We start from the raw sequence: 19959 nt of genomic DNA, 5'->3' as shown, positions 1-19959 counted from the left end.
TTTGTACCTCCTTTGCTTTGATTTTTCAAAACAAATTACTCATATGCTTATTATATCAAATAGAGTATTATTTTACAAACATAATTATTCTTTAAATTGTATTTCAACATCTCTTATTTTAGTTACATCCATAACAACATCTTGGATTTGATTTTTCTGTCCTGCTGTCAACTCCTTAGGAGATTTTACTATAACTGTTACTTTATTTTCTTGAACATAGCAAAGTGCATCTTCATAACCTTTTGCTTTTAATACTGTTTCAATCTGTGATTGCTTTGGTCCAGCTAGTGCTAGTTCTTTATATCTATTAGATAACTCTGCTCGTTCCTCTTTTGTTATGTTTTCATCATCGATTAAGGATTTTATGCTTTGAAGAGTTTGAGCTTCTTCATTGTCTCTTATAAGCTGCTGTTCTTGGAAAAAACTACTTGAAGAATTCTTTTTACTTGAATCATTGATAGAAACAGTACTCTTGCCATTTGACAAGTCATTACCAGCTACGTAATCCAAGTCAGAATTTAACTTTGTAGCTGCTATTCCTGCAGACACTATAAGTGCCAATAAGACAACAATAATAACACCTTGTTTTTTGTTCATTTAAATTCCTCCCATTTCCTCTTCTAAATTATCTTTCTAAAAAATTAATATGCTGAATCTTCAAAATATATGTTATTTTTTCATAGGATAAACATTAACTTTATTTTCTTTTAATCCGAATAAATTTATGACAGCCTTCTGAATCTGAAGCTTTATAAGATTATCTTCTGCTCCTTCTGCAACCACACATACTCCTGTAATTTCCGGATTATACTTTTTTAATATCAAAGGCTCACTTCCATTTTCAGTATTCATCATTACAACTGTTCTTCCGTCATTGTTTTGTGTAATATTTCTTGTTCCTCCCTCAACATCTTTTTCTTCAGTATGACTTGTAGAATCATTAATATTTAAAGCAGGTACTTGTTCTTCACCTCCTTTAAAATATATCATTACTTTTACTTTACCAACCCCTTTAATATTTTCTAAAATATCCTTCAGTTTTAATTCCATTTCTTTTTGTCCATCTCTATATTCTTCATTTGTTACTGATTCATCATCTTTTTTCTGTTCTGCAATTGCCTTACCATTTTTCATATTATTAGGATTTAAAACATCAGTACTTGCTGTAGTACTTTTAAATACATTACTAAGCATGGCCAGTAATATTCCTATTAAAGCTAAAATTATTAAATTTGTAATACTCTTTGACTTATTATTCTTAACCTTATCAGATATTTTGTTTACATCAAAAATTTTCTTTATACTCATTTTCTCACCCTCTTTTTTTAATTGATCCCCTTAAAATATTGTAAATTCTATGTTTTATAAACCTTGATTTTATCTGTTGGAATATTCATAAGCTCACTTAGGTATTCCTTGATTACATTACTTTTTTTGTAATCCTCAAATTCCAAATTACTAACTTCTTTGCTGTCATTTATTCTAATTTTTTTAATTTTTTTTACTTTACCTTCTGTTATTCCTACATTTATAATATTTATTACAAAGTTTTCCGATTTCGCATCATACCCTGCATCTACTATAACTTCACAATTGTCTTTAGGGAATTTTTCCTTCAATTTTTTAATGCACAAGTTTTCTAAATTTTGAGAAAACACACTCACAGTATTATCTATGCTGCTCACCTTATATTTATCATAATCTTTTGCATATTCTTTCCCTTCAAAATATTTAGACGCTGAATTAACATAACTCTCCACATTAAAATCATTGTTGAATATCTTAATTATTGGGTTTACAATAACAGTTATTAAAATCAAACCTAAAACAAATTTTGCATATTTTTTCATTTTGTTATCAGGCAATATCATTTCCACAGCTGTAATGAAAAAAACTGCTGTACAAATATTAATTACCCATAGTTTAAGATGTTCCAGCATATATTTTCAGCTCCTCCTATCCACCAATAACAATTTTTCCTGCTGATGCAATAATAGATACGATTATAAAAAACATGACTGATACACTAATTAAACAAGATGTAATCAATATAAGGGAATCTCCTGCTGAACCAATACATTTAACTAGTCTTTTATCACTTACTGGTTCTATTAAAGCAGCAGTGATTTTATATATGAAAGCCATTAGAAGCATCTTTATTATTGGAAAAATTATAATTATAATCAGAATAATCAATCCTATACCGCTTAAAGCATTTTTCAAAAGCAACGAATATCCTGCAACTGTTGATATTGCATCAGATAAACTTTTCCCTACTATAGGTATGAAGTTGTCCACTGCAAATTTTACAGTTTTCTCTGCAACAGCATCTATGGTTGAAGTAGTTATTCCCCTTATTGTTACAATACCTATGAATACAGTCATTATAATTCCCTGTGTCCAAAGTACTACTTGATTCAGTAATTTAGATAAATTATTAATCTTAAAATCCTCTGAAATATTATTTACAAATTGCATAACAAAGGACATTCCAATTATGGGTATAATTAAATCTACAAATACTCTTGCACTGATATTGGTTATTCCAATTACTATTGGGTCCATGACAGCTGCCTGTGTAAAACCACCTACGCTAGCTAAAAGCATTAAAAGTATCGGTATAAGCGCAGCCATAAAATCAGTCATACCTTTAATTGCATCCTTAGCAACAGTTACTCCTATATAGAAATTTTTCGATATAAGTACTATTAGTAGTGCATAACATGCAAAATATGCAATATTAGATAAATTATCATTACTAAAAGCATTCTCCAGATTACTGATTAAGGCGCAAATTATACATATTATTATTATCATAGCCATCAATTTACCAGATGCAACTACCTCTTTAAATCCATATGTTATTAAAGCTCTCATAATTTTCTTTTTTGAAAATTTTCCATCTCCACTTTTCATGTATTCTTTAACATATGTTCTAACATCAACATCGTTTAAAATTTCATATTCCGTTTTCATATTGTTTATATAATCATACAATTGTTCAACTCGCATATTATCTTTGCTATCCAACAATGGATTTTCAACAGAGGCTTGTACATTGGCTAAGGGGAATAATAAAATCACACTCAATATAAATAATATCTTCTTCATATTTTATACCTCATATTCTATTACATGATTTTTAAAATACCTTGGAGTACTGCCATAAGAATAGGAATTGCTAATACCAAAATTAATATTTTTCCTGCAAATTCAACCTTTGAAGCCAGACTACTTTCTCCTGCATCCTTACATATCTCACTACAAAAAGATGCTAAATAGGCAATTCCTAAAATTTTAAAAACAATATTCAAATAAATAAAGTCAATATTCGCTTTAAGCGCAAGTTCTTGAAGCAGTTGGAGCACTGATGTTACTTTATCTATCATAAATATAAATATTAATATTCCCGCTGCTAAACTAATATGTACTGCTAAATCACTTCTTCTATGCTTTACTACAAGCACGATAGACAGTGCCACAAATGCAAATCCAACGACTTTTATTATTTCCATATAAAATAAGCCTCCTAAAATTGGAACATAGTTTTAACAGTACTAAATAATTTATTTATCAAGTCTATAACCATCATTAATACAATTACAATTCCAGCTAAATTTGCTACAACAGCATAATCATCTTTTCCTGTTGTTTTTAAAATTTTATCCAGTATAATTATCACTATGCTCACAGCCCCAATTTTAAATATTAAACTGACATCCAACACCGCATTTACCTCCTATAAAATCATAATTACTAATATAGCTCCAAAAGAAAACCCGAGATATCTATACATTTTAATATTTTTCTGCATTATCATCTCTGCAGTATTAACTTGCTTTTTTAAATTATTTAATGATAGAGCCAATATACTTTTTTGCCCTTCTACATCTGATTCACCTAGTGATTTAGCCAAGTCTAAAATTACATCAAGATCTTCTTTCTTAAGACTAATCAAATCCTTATTTAATTCTATAGCTTTTCTAAAACCTTCATATACACTATTCACTTCATTGTTATAAAGTAATTTGGATACATCTAAAAATATATTTTTTATTGGCTTATTGCATTTTTGTGCTACATGAAAGAAAATTTCTGGTAAAGATGTATGAGTATATACTATTTCATTTTTTAATTGATATAAAACTTGTTCAATTTCTTTCAACTGAATAAGTCTATTCCTCAAATTTTCTCCATATATAACGCCTATTAAAGAACAACTTCCTAAAATCAAAACACATCCTAAAGTCTTTAGAAACATATCATCGCCCCCAAAGCTTTTCTTTTTTGCTAAAATCATAAATATACTCTATTTTCCCAACCTCTTTAGAAGCACTTAGAATTATAGCTCTCTGAAACACATTATTATCTAAAATTTCTTTGAATACAGATCTTTTATACAAATCCTCAACTCCAAATCCATGAATAGTTGTAATTAAATTAACTCCTGAATTCATTGCTGCAAGTATACTCTCCATATCTTTACAGGTTCCTATTTCATCACATATAATCACATCTGGCGACATACTCCTGATTGCCATCATAATTCCCATACTTTTCAGACAGCTGTCAAGAACATCTGTCCTTATACCTACATTCATTTGAGGTATGCCATTGCTGCATCCACCAATTTCACTCCTTTCATCTATTATGCACACTTTTTTTCCTGATACCTTTATATAGCCTATCTTAAATCCATCAGATAAATTTCTAGAAACATCTCGTATTAGTGTTGTTTTTCCACATTTAGGTGGAGATATTACAATAGTATTTAAAACCTTATCACCATCAACTATATATGGCATTATTCTGTCGGAACATCCAATAACTTCCCTACATATTCTAATATTCAAGGATGCAATATTCTTTATTGTTTTAACTTTGTTATTGTCTATGACACATGAGCCGCATATACCAACTCTATGTCCACCCTTTATTGTGATATAGCCATTTTTTATCTCTTCTTCGAAAGCGTATATTGAATAATTGCTCATACGCTGAAGAATTATATTTATATCTTCTTCTGTAATAAGATATTCTGTAACAATTTCATCTTTACCTAAATATACTTGTAGCGGTTTATTTGCCTTAATCCTTATTTCCTGCATTTTTTCAAGATTCTTCATACCCTCTAATATTGTTCTTATGCTCTCTGGAAGTATATAAAAAATTTCTTTGGTTTTCATACTTTTTATCCTCCTTTCTTATTAAATTTTTATTTACATACATTGTAAATTATTCCAAATATATTGAAAAATGCAAAACAAAACTTAATCCATATGGATTTTTTTTCATATGGATTACAAAAAAAATAGCATATAGAACGTTACTTCTATATGCTATCCTGCTTATTCTTCTTTATCATCTTTTAAATTTATGAAATTTTGGCAATTAGGACACAGAATCTCATTTTCATTATCTATTAAACTCTTCTCAATAGCTAATGTTTCACTGCATTTTTCACAGCAAATATCTACATAGTCATAGCTGTTAAATTCCTCATCCTCTTCTTCAAAACCGTATAGTTCATCCTCTATGTTTCCTAAGTTCTCATCTAAAACCGTCACATATTCATTCACTTCGGCTTGTGTATGTTCAATTTCATCAATTTTTTCTACAATTTCAAGTAAAATATCACTTATCTGAGATAATATTTTACTTTCTGAAGAATTTTTTTCTTTCTCTAATTCATTAACAACGTTTTTTAACGAAGTTACTTTTGACTTAAGAGAATTCATTTCACCACTCCCTTTAGGGTAGTTATACTCTCTCCATGTATTCGCCAGTTCTAGTATCTACTCTTATTGTATCTCCTTCATTTACAAATAGAGGTACTGGTACAACTGCTCCAGTTTCTAGTTTTGCTGGTTTCATAACATTAGTTGTAGTATTTCCTTTAACTCCTGGTTCACATTCAACTATTTGAAGCTCAACAAAGTTTGGTGCTTCAACTGAAAAAGCTTCATTCTTATAGAATTTTATTACTGCAAACATATTTTCTTTAAGATATTTAACAGCTTCTTCAACTTGTTCAAAATTTAATGGTATTTGTTCAAATGTTTCTTGATCCATGAAATAGTATAGTTCACCATCATTATATAAGTATTGCATTTCTTTTCTTTCTATAACTGCTTCTTGGAACTTAGCTGATGGGTTAAAAGTAGTTTCTGTAACTGAACCACTTATAACATTTCTAAGTTTTGTTCTAACAAATGCTGCTCCCTTTCCTGGTTTTACGTGTAAAAATTCAAGTACAGTAAAAACTTGTCCATCTGATTCAAAAGTAGTTCCTTTTCTTAAATCTCCAGCTGAAATCATTATGTATCCCTCCACATATGTATTATATTTTATATTATAACTCTAAAATCGGTATTAATACTAGCTTTATTACTATTGAAAGAAATTTTTACCAGTTTAAGCCAGGCTTAATTGCTTTTAGAGCTTTTTCAGTATCTAAAAAATTTCATAAATTTTTTAGTAATTTACTCGGTACAAATAAGTTACCGTCCCTTATTCAACCAATGATATTTTATCAAAACTTACGAATATTTGCAAATACATTTATTTTATGTATTAATTTTAATATTTTTGTTGAAAATAATATTATATTAGAAATTTCAAAGTAACATAACTGATAAACTTTTTATTGTCCAAAGTTTTTATTTCTAATTCCTTAACACCATAAAAATTATTTTTTTTGTTTATCATTTCTAAAAAACTGTATAACTTCTCTATTTCCCCTTTTATTTCTAACTCTATGTTTACAACATGATCAATTTCATTTTCCTTAACAATTCTTTTTATCCTCACATACTCTTTATTATTAATGCCTTTTAATATATTACTATATGAACTGTTAGTGTTCTCTTTTTTTGTATAATTTATCTTTAATGTTTTTAATTCCTGTTCTTTATATAATACCTGCTTCTGCTGGAAATAAGCAGCAATAGTAATAACTATAAGCAGCACACTTATAAAAAACAACAACAAATTATTTTTAACTCTTTTATCAACCATTTTTTACCCCTAAATTTAATTTTAATTTAACATTACTCTTTTCACCATCTAATTCTAAATCTAAGATTTTAAATTTTTTATTTTCCTCAATATATGCTATAAATTGTTCAACTTTTTGTCTATTGGGATAAACGCCTTCTATTTCCACTCTATTATCCCTAATCTTAATCATGTATAAATACTTTTTATCATATATATTAACAATAAAATTTCTCAATGTATTTATTGATTCTACCTTTTCTTTTTCTATCAGCTGCAGCCTGCTTTTTTCTAGTTTATTATTTTGTAAAATTTGCTGAATCTCTTTATTTAAACTGCTTATATTTTGATAATTCATAATAATATTTATTCCTGCAAATACTATTAACAGTAATAAAACAGTTAAATTAACCTTCAATCTAAAATATCTTTTTTCTTTAATTCTTTTTCTATACCATAAAGGTAAAAAATTATTTTCATTCATTGATTATCTCCTGCCGCAAACAAATGCTTGTGCTATAACTGCTTCATCAAACTTGCCTAAATCTATATACTTAAAATCTTTTTCATTTTCCATATGCTCTTCAAATTTCAAATTATAAAAATTAACACAGTATATTTTATCAATATGTATATGTAATGATAAAATTTTTTCTTTTAAATAATCATATTCTCTCATAATTATTTCATAGTTTTCTCCACTATCTTTAACTACCTTGTCAGCCATAATTTTATTCTCCGCTACAGCTATCAAATACAAATTTTCATTATATTTAAACATAAAAATATAATTACTGTCTAAAATATATCTCTTGAAATAATTCAAAAAACAGAACTGTACTAAATCAACTTTCTTGATTACACTATTATGCTTTGTGAAATTTTTAAATTCATTCAATTCTTCACAATTCACACAGAAAACTAGTACTTCTAACTCATTTTGTTTTTCTTTAAATATTGCATATGAATAAAAAATTTCTTCAGCTTTTGATCCATATAAATATATCAATTGATTTTGAATGACCTTGTCTAGTTGTTCTCCATATACTTTAGGGAGCTGCATATATTTAACGTATATCTCTTCCCCCTCGATTATTATATAGATATTTTTATTTCTAATTCTAATTTTTAAATTCTTAAAATCTTTTACATCAATCACTTCTTCTACTTTATGGAGATTTACTAATTTATGCTTTTTACATACTTCAAAACTATTTATCTTATTACTTCCTACCTTTAGTAAAATATCTTTTTTAAACATAATAAATTCTCCTTAATCAATACTGAGTCTTTATATAATAAAATAAAATTTTATTATAACTGTCATCTTTTATTTTCCAACCATAATACTCTTTTTTATAAGTTTTACCCTTTGGATATATATACAATACAATATTTCTTTGCTCTTTATCATACTGAACATACGAACTGTCAAAACAAATTTTTGTATTACTCATCTTACATAGCAAATCCTGTATACTCTCCTCCGTTACACTACTCAAATTATCCAAAATATATTTCTTAGTTCTGCTCAATAAATATTCTCTATGCTTTTCATATACATTTTCTCCTAATTCGTATTTTATATGATCATATATATTTCCTCTTCTTATAACTTCAATATTGAATATATACATAAGACTTGTAAGAATCAGCATAAGTACAAGTAATATAATAATCATTACAAACCCTTTTTTATTTCCTTTATTTCTATACATCTTTCAAACTTTACTCCATTCTCTGTTTCTATAGTTACATAAATAACATTTTTGTTTCTATAAATACTAAAGTCTTGGACATTTTCTACTATGGTGTCTGGTTTCCAAGTTGAATTTATATGTTTATAATAATTTATAATAATCTTATGTTTTTTATTTGAGTTAGTTTTTTTTTCAATTATACTAACATCTCCATTATTCTTTTTAATAGTTAGTTTTTTTCCTTCTATTTCTATGTCTTTATTTATAATATTTTCAACTTGTGTTTCTATAAATCTCAATGCTTCTTTAGCATAACTTTCATTTCTATCTTGTATTATAAATTTTTTATAATTTTTGAATTCATAAAAAAACATCCTTGTAATTATCAGTATTAGGATAGATGCTATTGCTAAAGATATTATAAGCTCTAGTATGGTAAACCCTTTCTTCACTCTTTAATATGCCCCCTTAAACCAAACACTTTTAATCATTTTATTTTGTGTATATAACTGAAAACTAATTTCCAACACCTCTTTATCATCTTCAATACTCATAATTAAATAAGGAATCTCTTCTTTTCTTTTCTCAGTAAAAACATTCTTTATGCCTTTATTCTTTAAGCTATCAATATTGATATTTTCTTCGTTTATTATTAATAAATTGTGATTTTTCATTTCTATAATATCCTGGTAATTATGATTACAATACATTTCAGCTTTTAATGCCTCTAAAAACTCAACATATTCATTCATTTTTCTATTACTGATATTTAATTTTAAGTTATTTATATTGGTTGAAAAAATGAAACTGCTTAATATAAGAAATATGGCTATACTGCAAACAATTTCTATCATGCCTATTCCTTTCTTTCTATCATTGTTTAATTTGAACATAATTTGTACCCACTCTTAAAGTAATCGGGTGATTCTCTCCTGTTATATCAGCATAGCAAATAGTACATGCATCACCAGTATTTCCAAAGTTATCTATGTGAATTATTTGACTTCCACCTTTAGAATTTAAAGGTTTTAACATGAAACCTTCAGGTACTGTATAGCTTCTTACCATATTACCTCCACAATAAAATTCAATGCTTTTAATACAATCAAAAACTAAATAGCCACTTTTATTTTTACTTTTACAATATTGTTTGGAATCATTAATAATATGCAGTATTGAATTACTACACATATCAACACTAAAGTTATTAGATACTGTATTATATATACAGTAATAGTTCCTTATTGCCATACTGCTTAAAACTGTCAATATACTTAAAACAATAATTATCTCTATTAAAGTTGTTCCTTTTTTCTTATTCATTTTTTATCACTCTTAACTTTAGGTATTGTTTATTGTATTAGCAGCTTGAACACTATTATCCGGAGGATATATTTGCTTGTTACTACTATCATCACCCTCTCTAATAACATACCTATTCTTGTTCATATCCACTTTTAAAGAGTATTGTTTGTTATTAACTTTGTAGCTAATAGTTGCTGCTTCATCTGAACACTCCGACACACTAGTATTGGCACTTCCTACTAGTTCATTAATAGTACTTTTTAATAATTCTTTGGAATATTTATTATCATTTTCCATGTAACTTACAAAAGCAGCAGAATATATTTGCCTTCCTGTATCGATAGCTTTCAATCTTATAGCTTTGTTTCTATATCCTTTAAACTTAGGAATTAAAAAACTACTTAAAACCAGTATTACAGCCATAACAACTATAAGCTCAATCAAAGTAAATCCTTTTTTTGCTGATTTATTTATTTTCACTTACTATTCCTCCTAACTTTTAAAATATTGTTTCTACGGAATCCATCAACTGAATAATCGGAAAAATAAATTTAATAATAATAAATGTTATAATTATAGATAAAACTATAGTAGTTACAGGTTCTATAAGAGATGAAACTTTATTGATAATACTCTTTAGATTATCTTCATATATTTCTGCAACATTATTTAATATTCCATCTATATTTCCAGTTTCTTCTCCTATCACTATCATTGAAACAAAAAATTTTTTGAATAATTTTGATTTTTCTAAGGCCTTTGACAGGCTCATTCCTTCTTTAATATTAATACTTAATCTGCTAATTTTTTCTCTGTAATATGGATTTTCTGAAGGATTGTTTATTATGTCAAGAGCAGCCAATATAGGTACTCCACTGCTAATAAGCAAACTTAAGTTCTTTGCAAATCTCATTTCATAAAACTCTTCATAAAATGATTTAACTCCTGGAATAAAAAATTTTATTGTATTAAATATTTTTTTATCATAACCTTTACTTTTTAAAATTGTTAGAAATATACCTAGAACTACAGTTAAAGCTTTTGCTGCTTTACTGGAAATAAATTTATTAATTTTAATAATTTTTTCTACCTCAGGTGTGACTTGCATGTTATTTGTCATTAAATTATTTACAAATACAGGTATTATTTTAGTAATAATTCCTAATGTAATCACACCGGTAGTACATAAAACAATAATTGGATATATAGAAAGAGATTTTATTTTTGTATAAACACTATGCTGATTCCAATAATATTCATACAGATTGAACAAAACTTTTTCCATATTACCACTTTGTTCTCCAATTTTAATCATGTCAATCATAAATGCAGGATATATATCAGGTAGCTTTTCCAGACTTTCAGAAAGATACTTTCCCTTTTCTACATCCTCTTTGGCAATCCTTAAACTACTACTTATTTTGGGATTAATCTTTTGGTATGCAAGTATATCTAATCCTTTAGATATACCAATTCCTGATTTTAATATTTCTGATAGCTGTTTACAAAATATTGCAAGATCCTTATAATAAACCTTATGTCCAAAATATTTTATTGCATCCAGATAGCTTACTCCATAATCTAAAAGAAAATATCCTTTGTCTTTCATAATGTAAATAAGCTCTTTTTCATTCTGCAGAGCATATTTGCCTTTAATTAAATCCCCCTTGATATTTATTGCTTTATATCTATATGTTTTCATAAGCTACCTTCATCATCTCTTGAAAAGTTGTTGTCCCATTCATAACTAATTCCTTACATCGGTCTCTCAAGGTATTCATTCCATGTGCAATGCTATATTTTCTTATTTCTTCTATGGATTTATTGTCATTTATTAACTTTTTATGACCAGAATTCATATACATTATTTCAAAAACAGCTCTTCTCCCTTTAAATCCTGTGTTATTGCACCTTTCACACCCTCTGCCTTTGTATAGCTTGTAATAGTTATTTAGTCCTAAAAATTCTCTTTCTTCCATATTGGGAAAATATGCTTCTTTACAATAAGGACAAATTTCTCTAATTAATCTTTGAGCTATTACTGCAACTAATGCATCTGAAGTTAAATACCTGGGTACATTCATATTTTTCAATCTTTCAATTGCACTTGGAGCATTATTTGTATGAAGAGTTGAGAATACTAAATGCCCTGTAATTGCAGCTTTTACTGCTATCTCAGCTGTTTCTTCATCTCTTATTTCACCAACCATAATAATATCAGGATCCTGCCTTAAAATGCTTCTAAGCCCTGTTGCAAAGCTTAACCCAGCCTTATAATTTACATTGACTTGATTTATACCTTTTATTGTATATTCTACTGGATTCTCTATTGTAATTATGTTTCGCTCTTCTGAATTTATTTCATTAAGCAATGCATATAAAGTAGTAGTTTTACCACTTCCTGTAGGTCCAGTAACCAATACAATTCCATTTGAATGATGTACAATCTTATTAATTAATGTACGTTCATCATCACTTAGATTTAAAAACTTAATAGACATATCTTCATTTTCCTTATACAAAATTCTTATTACTATCTTTTCACCATGAATTGTAGGCATAGATGATATTCTGCAATCAACCTTTTTATTTACTTCTTCAAATTCAAATTTTCCATCTTGGGGTACTAACTTCTTATAAATATCCATGTCAGACATTATTTTTAATCTGGTACAAATTGCTGGATATATTTCCTTTATAATTTTATTTTTTACTTTAAGGACACCATCAATTCTGTAACGTATATTTACTTTATCTTCAAAAGGCTCAAAATGAATATCACTGGCATTTTCGCTTATTGCTCCACATACTATGGAGTTTGTTATTCTAACTATGGGTGAATTCTCAATTTCATGTTTTGAAACTTCTCTCGAAATATTTAAAACTTTTTCATTAGACATAAGTTCCTTATTAAATGCCTTTACATCTTCCTTAGCAATTTCATTGTCATAATAACTTTCAATAGCATAAATTATTCTATTTTTCATCTCTATATAAGGAATAACTTCTTTATTGGTTATAAATCTTACCTCTTCAATAATTGCCTGATTAAGCGGATTGACCATTGCAATGCATACTTTTTCCTCTTTCAAGCCAAAAGGAACAATATTATATTTTTTCACTATCTCATTTGATAACAAATTTATAACATTTGTATCAATGACCAAATTATCTAATTGTATCCTATCTATATTAAAAAACTCTTTAAAGGCTTTAAATAAAACACTTTTTTCCACAAAATTATTTTCTAGAATTATATCAATCAAATCCATGTTAGTTTTATTTTTTATTTCCAAGGCTTTATTATAATCATTCTGCATCAGTATTCTTTCTTTTATTAATAAGTTACCTACCTTATCTATCATAGATATCACCTTCTCACATAACCTTAAAACATTTTTTACCATATCATTTTTTATATTCTTAACATATTTCAATTATTTAATCATAAATTTTCAATAAAAAAAATCTTATCCAAAATTATTGAATAAGATTTTTTTATTGCATAGAAATAAATATATTATATTTTTAAGCTTTCGATATACTTTCTATATTACTATTTCCCCAGTGTAAACTATTTCTGCTGGTCCAGTCATAAGTATTCCCTTATCTGTAATTTCTATAAATAATTCCCCTCCTGGAACAATTACCTTAACCTTCTTTTCAGTATACCCCAAATTATTACAGCAAATAACTGCTGAACAACTTCCAGTTCCACAAGCTAATGTTGGTCCAGCTCCTCTTTCCCATGTTTTAACCTTAATTAGTTTTTCGTCTACTACTTCACAAAAATTTACATTTGTTCTATCTTTAAAGATATGATATTCTTCAATATTCTTTCCTTCTTTTACATCAAATTCGTCTAACCTTCCCATAACTACAGTATGAGGTACTCCCATTAGCATAGAAGTAATAGTATATTGCTTATTATCTATCTTTATACTTTTATTAACAATTTCTTCTTCAACATCTCCGCCAAAATCTTCAGGTTTGTAGGAATATTCGCCCATATTGATTGTTATTCCATTAACCATATTGTCTTTAATGTCTAAATAGGCGATTTTCACTCCATCACCAGTCTCAATATTAATAACTTCTTTTTTTACTATTTCTTTTTCATAAACATATTTTGCAAAACACCTGATGCCATTGCCGCACATAGCCGCATAGGAACCATCAGCATTTATTATAACCATCTGTATATCAGCAATATTGCTTTTCCTAACTATCAGTATGCCGTCACCACCTATGCCAAAACGTCTATGGCAAAGTTTCTGAGCAATTTTTTCTTCTTTCCCCTTTAAAAGTTCTTCCAAATCCTCAATAACTATAAAATCATTACCTGTACCCTGCATCTTAGTAAATATCATACTTATGCCCCCAATCATACTATTTGTACACTAAATTATTAATACAATATTACTTTAATTATAAAATATAGTCAACTAAGGTCTCCTATTATTATTGATTATTCTCCTTGTAAATACTATACTATAAAGGTATCCAATTAGAGGTTACTGGCTACTGGTTACTGGTTACTAAAAATCAGTTACTTATTTAAGAAAGGATGATAATATGGCATTAGACGGAATATTTTTACATAGCATTATACACCAATTAAGAAATACTATCATAAACGGAAAAGTAGACAAAGTAAATCAACCTGAAAAGGATGAGATAATCTTAAACATTCGCCAAGGAAGAAACCATACTAAGCTTCTTATTAGTGCAAGTTCAAACTTTTCAAGAATACACTTGACAGAATTCAACAAACCTAATCCAATAAAAGCTCCAATGTTTTGCATGGTACTTAGAAAATATTTAAGCAATGCAAAAATTTTAGATATTAAGCAAATAGATAATGACAGAATAGTAGTAATTGACTTTGAAAGCAGAGATGAATTAGGATTTGACAGCATATACTCTTTAATAATTGAGATAATGGGTAGACACAGCAATATAACCTTAGTACGTGAACGAGATGGAGTAATAATGGACAGTATAAAGCATATTACTCCAGATGTGAATAGTTATAGAAGTACTTTGCCTGGAATTAAATATATCTATCCTCCAAGCTCAAATAAATTAAATCCGTTTGACTTTATCAGCGAAGAAGCTGAAAAATATGTCAAGGAAAATAATATAGAATTAAATGATAATATGTTCCTTATGCTCTTTACAGGAATAAGCAAGACTCTATCCAAAGAATTAGCATTTAATCTAAATTTAGATAATACAATTTCATTAGACCACATATTAAATTATTGTAAAAACTTCTTTAATAAAATAACAGCAAAAGAATTTGAGTATTTTTCATATAAAAATGATACATCATTAATAGATTTTTACTGTCTAGACTTAAAAAGCCTAGATGAGTATTCAAAAATTTCTTATGAGTCTCCTTCGCTATTACTTGAAAACTTCTATTATACTAAGGATAAACTCGATAGATTAAAAGCAAAAAGTTCTGATCTGCAAAAAATAGTTACTAATAATATAAACAGATGTATAAAAAAAGAAAAGATATTAAATAAAACTTTAAAAGAATGTGACAATAAAGAAACTTTTAAACTTTATGGTGAACTTATCACAGCTAATATATACGCTTTAGAAAAAGGCTTGAAGGAAATAGAAGTTTTTAATTATTATAGTGATAAGGGAGAAAATATTAAAATTAAACTTGATGAATACAAAACTCCTTCACAAAATGTTCAAACATATTACAAAAAATATAATAAACTTAAGAAATCAGAAGAAGCAGCTCATGAACAACTAAAGCAGAATATGGACGAATTAAATTACCTGTATTCTGTATTGACAAATATAAAAAATGCTAGCAGCTATGAAGAAATTGAGGAAATTAAAAGGGAACTCATAGATACCCATTATATTAAATTTAAAAGATCACATAAAGCTAATAAATCAAAACCTTCAAAGCCTTCACATTTCATATCTAGTGATGGATTTGATATTTATGTTGGTAAAAACAATATTCAAAATGATTATTTAACTTTAAAGTTTGCAAACAAACATGATATATGGCTTCATACAAAAGAAATTCCTGGCTCTCATGTCATAATCAGAACTTCGGATGAAGTTCCTGAAACAACCTTGATGGAAGCTGCAAACTTAGCTGCTTATTACAGTAAAGCCCAACATTCATCTAAAGTTCCTGTCGACTTTACAGAAGTAAAAAATGTAAGGAAACCAAGTGGATCAAAACCAGGTATGGTAATATATTATACCAATCAAACCCTTTATATGACGCCAGAAGAACCTAAATTAAAACAAATTAAAGATAAATAACAAATAAAAAATCCTCTTAATTTTTTAAGAGGATTTTTTATTTATAAACAAATTTTATGTATTAAATCTCGTAAATTTGCACTGAATCTTCTTGGTCAATTTCATCAACATTAACAGATATAATCTCTTTTTTTGAAGTTGGAACATTTTTTCCAACATAATCTGCTCTTATTGGCAATTCTCTATGTCCTCTATCAACAAGAACTGCTAATTGAATATTTGCAGGTCTTCCTCTGTCAATAATTGCTTCCATAGCTGCTCTTGCAGTTCTTCCAGTGTAAAGAACATCATCTACCAATATTACTTTTTTATCTTTTACATCAATTTCCATTTCCTGATTATTTACAACAGGCTGTTCACCTACTTCAGTTAAATCATCTCTATAAAGAGTAATATCTACACATCCAACTTGAACACTTTCTTCTTCAAATTCTTCTATAAGCTTAGCTATTCTATTTGCAATAGGAACACCTCTTCTTTGTATTCCTATTAACACAATATCCTCTACGCCTTTATTTTTTTCAATAATTTCGTGAGAAATTCTTTTTAAAGTTCTCTTAATTGCCTTTTCATCTAATAGTACTGATTTAAATTCCATCATTTTATCCTCCCCACTCATACTTAACTAACAATCACTTCTTAATTTTTTAAGTACATCAATAAAATAATCAGGAATTTCTGATTCAAATTCCATGTACTTTTCAGTAGAAGGATGTATAAATCCTAGTTTTTTTGCATGCAACATTTGCCCATTTAAATTAAATTTCTGTTTTTTATATCCGTAAACCGGATCTCCAACTAAAGGATGTCCAATATATGACATATGCACTCTTATCTGGTGAGTCCTTCCTGTTTCAAGAGCACATTTAACTAAAGTATTTTTTTCAAACCTCTCTATAACTTCATAATGTGTTACAGCTCTTTTTCCGTCATTTACAATGGCCATCTTTATTCTTTCCTTAGGATGTCTACCCAAAGGCTTATCAATCATTCCACTTTCCTCTTTAATTATCCCTTCAACAAGAGCAACATATTCTCTCTTCATAGAATGCTCTTTCAGTTGCTCAGCTAATTTTTTATGAGCATTATCATTTTTTGCTATGACTAAAATTCCCGAAGTGTCTTTATCTATTCTATGAACAATCCCAGGTCTTGCAACTCCATTTATTCCCGATAAATCTTTACAGTGGTATACCAGTGCATTTACAAGAGTCCCTGTATAGTTTCCAGGTGCAGGATGTACTACCATTCCTTGAGGCTTGTTTATAACTATTAAATCAATATCCTCATATAATACATCTAACTCTATATTCTCAGGCTGTATAACCAATTCTTCAAGTTCAGGAAGATTCATTGTTATTTTATCATTAATTTTTAATTTATAATTGGATTTTTTATTTTTATCGTTTACTGTTACATTTCCTTCATCAACAAGCTTTTGTATATAAGACCTAGATTTATCTTCAAATTCTTGTGACAAATATACATCCAACCTACAATTTACTGAATTCTCGTCTATAATAAATTTTTTTAACTCCATTATTCGCCTTCCTTTAGTATACAAATAGATAAAATAAATGTTCCAACTACAACTAATATGTCTGCTATATTAAACGTTGGAAAATAATACAAATCTTTGTAGTGTAGCATTATAAAATCAATTACATATTTATGTATAATTCTATCGTACAAATTTCCTACTGCCCCACCGATAATCAAAGCAAAGCTTACTTTGTAAGCTTTAGATTCAGGCTTATATTTGTATAAATAAACTATCATCCCTATCAAAACGGCTAAAGTTATTATGGTTAACAATACTATTTTACCTTGAAATACCCCAAAAGCAGCTCCTTTATTTTCCAGATATTGAAAAGTAAAATAATTCTCAACTACTTGAATATCTCTTCCAGTTTTAAGGGTATTTAAAGCCCAATTCTTTGTAATTCTATCAAGAAAAATCCCTATAATAATAATAAGGAATTCCATAATCTTCCCCCCATTAATTCAGTTTATAACTCACAATTAATAGTTAATAGCAAAGCTCTTAGATTATTTTCCCTAGCTATTAACTATTAACTATTAACTATTAACTATTAACTATTAACTATTAACTATTAATCAATCTGGTAACTGCTGTTTGTATTGGTCATTGCTTATCTTTTCTACATCTTCAACATAACCAATATCATCTTCATCTTCATATTCATAGTCACCATAATCATATACTTTTCTCATTTTATTGAAATTTTCAACCGCTTGATAACTATCTTCAGCATCAAACTCTATATTCCTTTTATAGTCAGTGTATCCATATCCAAAAGTCCTTCCCAAAGCTTCTTCTTCAACTGGTCTATTATAAATATCATCAATTACAGAACTGTTTAATTCTTTTTTACATTCTATACAATATTGTGTATAAGGAATAAAATTTAATCGCTGTTCTGAAATATCTTTACCACACCTATTACATTTTCCATAAGTATCATTATCAATATTCCTTATAGCTAAATCAATTTGATTCAAAATATCCATTTCATTTTTCTTTAATGCAATTCCTTTTTCTTTATCAAATAATTCTGTTGCAGTATCTGAGGGATGATTATCATAAAAAGACAATTCTTGAGACATCTCGCTATTTGAATCTATTACCTCATTTTGTTTCATTTGATTTAATATATCTTCTACTTTTTTCTTTTCTTGAAAAAGTCTGTTCTTGTAATGATGCAACTTATCTTTATCCATAAATAACAACTCCTTTGCACTCAGATAATTTCTTTTTCTGAAATATTATAAGTCTATTATTTATTTTTTCTAAAGATAACTTTTTTATTACACTTAAAAAATATTTAACAAAAATACATGGTGAATTTTTCTACACTCCTCATTATACTAACCAACTCAGGAATTGATATGGTTTGTCGTGCATCCGATATAGCTTTCTCAGGATTTATGTGACTTTCAATTTCAAGTCCATCTGCCCCTGCACAAATAGCCGCCAGTGACATTTGAGAAACCAATTCAGAAAGTCCTGTACCGTGACTTGGATCAACGATAACAGGAAGTCTGTATTTTTGTTTAACAGCTGCAACTGAATTTAAATCCAAAGTATTTCTTGTATAAGTTTCAAAGGTTCTTATTCCTCTTTCACATAATATAATATTTAAGTTTCCCTCTGCCATTATATATTCAGCTGCATTTAACCATTCTTCCATAGTAGCACTCATACCTCTCTTTAACAATACAGGTGCGTTTGTTTTACCAACTTCTTTTAAAAGACTGTAATTATACATATTTCTGGAACCAATTTGAATAATATCAGTATAATCAAGCGCTTTTTCTACATCTCTAGTATCCATTATTTCCGTAATAACAGGCAAATCTACTTTTTTCCCAACTTCACTTATTATCTTAAGTCCTTCTTCTTGAAGTCCTTGAAAGCTATAAGGAGAAGTTCTAGGCTTATATGCACCGCCTCTTAATATGTGCACACCAGCTTCTTTTAATTTTCTGGCAATTGAAAGTAAAATTTCGTAACTTTCTACTGCGCAGGGACCAGATATAATCACTTTTTCTTTTCCACCTATAACTATATCTTTTACTTTTATTTTTATTGACTCACCCGCTTCTTTGTCCACAAGTAATTTTTCCATAT

General features: G+C 27.9%; 27 protein-coding genes. 1 reads left to right on the top strand and 26 read right to left on the bottom strand.

Annotated features, from left to right (window positions below):
* Nucleotides 1-84 precede the first annotated feature (84 nt).
* The 21 genes from OIO11_RS02380 to dapF form a co-directional block, all read right to left on the bottom strand.
* Nucleotides 85-597 (bottom strand): SpoIIIAH-like family protein, encoded by a 513-nt coding sequence (locus tag OIO11_RS02380; RefSeq protein ID WP_268069741.1) that lies wholly within the window; start codon nt 595-597, stop codon nt 85-87.
* Between the two features lie 72 nt (nt 598-669).
* Complete coding sequence (spoIIIAG, locus tag OIO11_RS02375; protein WP_268069740.1) at nt 670-1308, bottom strand: stage III sporulation protein AG; 639 nt, start codon at nt 1306-1308, stop codon at nt 670-672.
* 47 nt (nt 1309-1355) lie between these two features.
* The gene (gene spoIIIAF / locus OIO11_RS02370; protein ID WP_268069739.1) at nt 1356-1940 is read right to left on the bottom strand and encodes a stage III sporulation protein AF; all 585 of its coding nucleotides are present in this window, start codon (nt 1938-1940) and stop codon (nt 1356-1358) included.
* Nucleotides 1941-1956: 16 nt separating this feature from the next.
* On the bottom strand, nt 1957-3111 hold the full coding sequence (gene spoIIIAE / locus OIO11_RS02365; RefSeq protein WP_268069737.1) for a stage III sporulation protein AE: 1155 nt from the start codon (nt 3109-3111) through the stop codon (nt 1957-1959).
* 20 nt (nt 3112-3131) lie between these two features.
* Nucleotides 3132-3515, bottom strand: a complete 384-nt coding sequence (gene spoIIIAD, locus OIO11_RS02360) for a stage III sporulation protein AD (protein ID WP_268069736.1) — start codon at nt 3513-3515, stop codon at nt 3132-3134.
* Between the two features lie 14 nt (nt 3516-3529).
* Nucleotides 3530-3727 carry a stage III sporulation protein AC gene (spoIIIAC, locus tag OIO11_RS02355; RefSeq protein ID WP_268069735.1) on the bottom strand — a complete coding sequence of 66 codons (198 nt, stop codon included), beginning with the start codon at nt 3725-3727 and terminating at the stop codon, nt 3530-3532.
* A 12-nt stretch (nt 3728-3739) separates the two neighbouring features.
* On the bottom strand, nt 3740-4261 hold the full coding sequence (spoIIIAB, locus tag OIO11_RS02350; RefSeq protein WP_268069734.1) for a stage III sporulation protein SpoIIIAB: 522 nt from the start codon (nt 4259-4261) through the stop codon (nt 3740-3742).
* A gap of 1 nt (nt 4262) precedes the next feature.
* Nucleotides 4263-5186 (bottom strand): stage III sporulation protein AA, encoded by a 924-nt coding sequence (gene spoIIIAA / locus OIO11_RS02345; RefSeq protein ID WP_268069733.1) that lies wholly within the window; start codon nt 5184-5186, stop codon nt 4263-4265.
* A 162-nt stretch (nt 5187-5348) separates the two neighbouring features.
* A complete protein-coding gene (locus OIO11_RS02340; protein ID WP_268069732.1) occupies nt 5349-5738 on the bottom strand; it encodes a CD1247 N-terminal domain-containing protein in 390 nt (129 codons plus the stop codon).
* A gap of 22 nt (nt 5739-5760) precedes the next feature.
* Nucleotides 5761-6318 carry an elongation factor P gene (gene efp / locus OIO11_RS02335; protein WP_268069731.1) on the bottom strand — a complete coding sequence of 186 codons (558 nt, stop codon included), beginning with the start codon at nt 6316-6318 and terminating at the stop codon, nt 5761-5763.
* Between the two features lie 285 nt (nt 6319-6603).
* Complete coding sequence (locus OIO11_RS02330) at nt 6604-7017, bottom strand: hypothetical protein (protein ID WP_268069730.1); 414 nt, start codon at nt 7015-7017, stop codon at nt 6604-6606.
* Entirely contained in the window at nt 7010-7480 is a 471-nt protein-coding gene (locus tag OIO11_RS02325; protein WP_268069729.1) for a hypothetical protein, read from the bottom strand. Before OIO11_RS02325 ends, OIO11_RS02330 begins: the two co-directional genes overlap by 8 nt.
* 3 nt (nt 7481-7483) lie before the next feature.
* The gene (locus OIO11_RS02320; protein WP_268069728.1) at nt 7484-8257 is read right to left on the bottom strand and encodes a hypothetical protein; all 774 of its coding nucleotides are present in this window, start codon (nt 8255-8257) and stop codon (nt 7484-7486) included.
* A 16-nt stretch (nt 8258-8273) separates the two neighbouring features.
* Nucleotides 8274-8678, bottom strand: coding sequence for a hypothetical protein (locus OIO11_RS02315; RefSeq protein ID WP_268069727.1), 405 nt, complete (start codon nt 8676-8678; stop codon nt 8274-8276).
* Nucleotides 8678-9148 (bottom strand): prepilin-type N-terminal cleavage/methylation domain-containing protein, encoded by a 471-nt coding sequence (locus OIO11_RS02310; RefSeq protein ID WP_268069726.1) that lies wholly within the window; start codon nt 9146-9148, stop codon nt 8678-8680. The genes OIO11_RS02315 and OIO11_RS02310 overlap by 1 nt, the downstream gene beginning before the upstream one ends.
* 3 nt (nt 9149-9151) lie before the next feature.
* Nucleotides 9152-9589 (bottom strand): hypothetical protein, encoded by a 438-nt coding sequence (locus OIO11_RS02305; RefSeq protein ID WP_268069725.1) that lies wholly within the window; start codon nt 9587-9589, stop codon nt 9152-9154.
* On the bottom strand, nt 9570-10019 hold the full coding sequence (locus tag OIO11_RS02300; protein ID WP_268069724.1) for a type II secretion system protein: 450 nt from the start codon (nt 10017-10019) through the stop codon (nt 9570-9572). Before OIO11_RS02300 ends, OIO11_RS02305 begins: the two co-directional genes overlap by 20 nt.
* 18 nt (nt 10020-10037) lie before the next feature.
* On the bottom strand, nt 10038-10481 hold the full coding sequence (locus OIO11_RS02295; RefSeq protein WP_268069723.1) for a type II secretion system protein: 444 nt from the start codon (nt 10479-10481) through the stop codon (nt 10038-10040).
* 19 nt (nt 10482-10500) lie between these two features.
* Nucleotides 10501-11703, bottom strand: coding sequence for a type II secretion system F family protein (locus tag OIO11_RS02290; RefSeq protein ID WP_268069722.1), 1203 nt, complete (start codon nt 11701-11703; stop codon nt 10501-10503).
* Nucleotides 11690-13366 (bottom strand): GspE/PulE family protein, encoded by a 1677-nt coding sequence (locus OIO11_RS02285; RefSeq protein ID WP_268069721.1) that lies wholly within the window; start codon nt 13364-13366, stop codon nt 11690-11692. The genes OIO11_RS02290 and OIO11_RS02285 overlap by 14 nt, the downstream gene beginning before the upstream one ends.
* A gap of 183 nt (nt 13367-13549) precedes the next feature.
* Nucleotides 13550-14371: a diaminopimelate epimerase gene (gene dapF, locus OIO11_RS02280; protein ID WP_268069720.1), complete on the bottom strand. Its 822-nt coding sequence runs from the start codon at nt 14369-14371 to the stop codon at nt 13550-13552.
* Between the two features lie 205 nt (nt 14372-14576).
* Here dapF and OIO11_RS02275 point away from each other — a divergent pair, with 205 nt between their 5' ends.
* Entirely contained in the window at nt 14577-16307 is a 1731-nt protein-coding gene (locus tag OIO11_RS02275) for an Rqc2 family fibronectin-binding protein (protein WP_268069719.1), read from the top strand.
* Between the two features lie 61 nt (nt 16308-16368).
* Here the strand turns inward: OIO11_RS02275 and pyrR are convergent, their stop codons facing one another.
* The 5 genes from pyrR to aroF form a co-directional block, all read right to left on the bottom strand.
* Nucleotides 16369-16905, bottom strand: coding sequence for a bifunctional pyr operon transcriptional regulator/uracil phosphoribosyltransferase PyrR (gene pyrR, locus OIO11_RS02270; RefSeq protein WP_268069718.1), 537 nt, complete (start codon nt 16903-16905; stop codon nt 16369-16371).
* Nucleotides 16906-16932: 27 nt separating this feature from the next.
* Nucleotides 16933-17847 carry an RluA family pseudouridine synthase gene (locus OIO11_RS02265; protein WP_268069717.1) on the bottom strand — a complete coding sequence of 305 codons (915 nt, stop codon included), beginning with the start codon at nt 17845-17847 and terminating at the stop codon, nt 16933-16935.
* On the bottom strand, nt 17847-18293 hold the full coding sequence (lspA, locus tag OIO11_RS02260; RefSeq protein ID WP_268069716.1) for a signal peptidase II: 447 nt from the start codon (nt 18291-18293) through the stop codon (nt 17847-17849). Before lspA ends, OIO11_RS02265 begins: the two co-directional genes overlap by 1 nt.
* A 132-nt stretch (nt 18294-18425) precedes the next feature.
* Nucleotides 18426-19049, bottom strand: a complete 624-nt coding sequence (locus tag OIO11_RS02255; protein ID WP_268069715.1) for a TraR/DksA C4-type zinc finger protein — start codon at nt 19047-19049, stop codon at nt 18426-18428.
* Nucleotides 19050-19153: 104 nt separating this feature from the next.
* Nucleotides 19154-19957: a 3-deoxy-7-phosphoheptulonate synthase gene (gene aroF / locus OIO11_RS02250; protein ID WP_268069714.1), complete on the bottom strand. Its 804-nt coding sequence runs from the start codon at nt 19955-19957 to the stop codon at nt 19154-19156.
* Nucleotides 19958-19959 lie beyond the last annotated feature (2 nt).

The organism is Clostridium sp. ZS2-4 (genome assembly GCF_026719745.1).
In the GTDB taxonomy this organism is placed as follows: Bacteria; Bacillota; Clostridia; order Clostridiales; family Clostridiaceae; genus Clostridium_H.
This window is presented reverse-complemented; position numbering and strand designations above follow the sequence as displayed.

What these genes read in the sequence shown, in the direction of transcription:
- lspA (WP_268069716.1), bottom strand. Translation starts at nt 18,293, where the DNA reads ATGGAATTCCTTATTATTATTATAGGGATTTTTCTTGATAGAATTACA.
- efp (WP_268069731.1), bottom strand. Translation starts at nt 6,318, where the DNA reads ATGATTTCAGCTGGAGATTTAAGAAAAGGAACTACTTTTGAATCAGAT.
- OIO11_RS02300 (WP_268069724.1), bottom strand. Translation starts at nt 10,019, where the DNA reads ATGAATAAGAAAAAAGGAACAACTTTAATAGAGATAATTATTGTTTTA.
- spoIIIAF (WP_268069739.1), bottom strand. Translation starts at nt 1,940, where the DNA reads ATGCTGGAACATCTTAAACTATGGGTAATTAATATTTGTACAGCAGTT.
- OIO11_RS02275 (WP_268069719.1), top strand. Translation starts at nt 14,577, where the DNA reads ATGGCATTAGACGGAATATTTTTACATAGCATTATACACCAATTAAGA.
- spoIIIAG (WP_268069740.1), bottom strand. Translation starts at nt 1,308, where the DNA reads ATGAGTATAAAGAAAATTTTTGATGTAAACAAAATATCTGATAAGGTT.
- OIO11_RS02255 (WP_268069715.1), bottom strand. Translation starts at nt 19,049, where the DNA reads ATGGATAAAGATAAGTTGCATCATTACAAGAACAGACTTTTTCAAGAA.
- spoIIIAA (WP_268069733.1), bottom strand. Translation starts at nt 5,186, where the DNA reads ATGAAAACCAAAGAAATTTTTTATATACTTCCAGAGAGCATAAGAACA.
- dapF (WP_268069720.1), bottom strand. Translation starts at nt 14,371, where the DNA reads ATGATATTTACTAAGATGCAGGGTACAGGTAATGATTTTATAGTTATT.
- spoIIIAE (WP_268069737.1), bottom strand. Translation starts at nt 3,111, where the DNA reads ATGAAGAAGATATTATTTATATTGAGTGTGATTTTATTATTCCCCTTA.
- spoIIIAB (WP_268069734.1), bottom strand. Translation starts at nt 4,261, where the DNA reads ATGTTTCTAAAGACTTTAGGATGTGTTTTGATTTTAGGAAGTTGTTCT.
- OIO11_RS02320 (WP_268069728.1), bottom strand. Translation starts at nt 8,257, where the DNA reads ATGTTTAAAAAAGATATTTTACTAAAGGTAGGAAGTAATAAGATAAAT.
- OIO11_RS02290 (WP_268069722.1), bottom strand. Translation starts at nt 11,703, where the DNA reads ATGAAAACATATAGATATAAAGCAATAAATATCAAGGGGGATTTAATT.
- OIO11_RS02340 (WP_268069732.1), bottom strand. Translation starts at nt 5,738, where the DNA reads ATGAATTCTCTTAAGTCAAAAGTAACTTCGTTAAAAAACGTTGTTAAT.
- aroF (WP_268069714.1), bottom strand. Translation starts at nt 19,957, where the DNA reads ATGGAAAAATTACTTGTGGACAAAGAAGCGGGTGAGTCAATAAAAATA.
- OIO11_RS02330 (WP_268069730.1), bottom strand. Translation starts at nt 7,017, where the DNA reads ATGGTTGATAAAAGAGTTAAAAATAATTTGTTGTTGTTTTTTATAAGT.
- pyrR (WP_268069718.1), bottom strand. Translation starts at nt 16,905, where the DNA reads ATGGAATTTAAATCAGTACTATTAGATGAAAAGGCAATTAAGAGAACT.
- OIO11_RS02305 (WP_268069725.1), bottom strand. Translation starts at nt 9,589, where the DNA reads ATGTTCAAATTAAACAATGATAGAAAGAAAGGAATAGGCATGATAGAA.
- OIO11_RS02380 (WP_268069741.1), bottom strand. Translation starts at nt 597, where the DNA reads ATGAACAAAAAACAAGGTGTTATTATTGTTGTCTTATTGGCACTTATA.
- spoIIIAD (WP_268069736.1), bottom strand. Translation starts at nt 3,515, where the DNA reads ATGGAAATAATAAAAGTCGTTGGATTTGCATTTGTGGCACTGTCTATC.
- OIO11_RS02325 (WP_268069729.1), bottom strand. Translation starts at nt 7,480, where the DNA reads ATGAATGAAAATAATTTTTTACCTTTATGGTATAGAAAAAGAATTAAA.
- OIO11_RS02265 (WP_268069717.1), bottom strand. Translation starts at nt 17,847, where the DNA reads ATGGAGTTAAAAAAATTTATTATAGACGAGAATTCAGTAAATTGTAGG.
- OIO11_RS02315 (WP_268069727.1), bottom strand. Translation starts at nt 8,678, where the DNA reads ATGATTATTATATTACTTGTACTTATGCTGATTCTTACAAGTCTTATG.
- OIO11_RS02285 (WP_268069721.1), bottom strand. Translation starts at nt 13,366, where the DNA reads ATGATAGATAAGGTAGGTAACTTATTAATAAAAGAAAGAATACTGATG.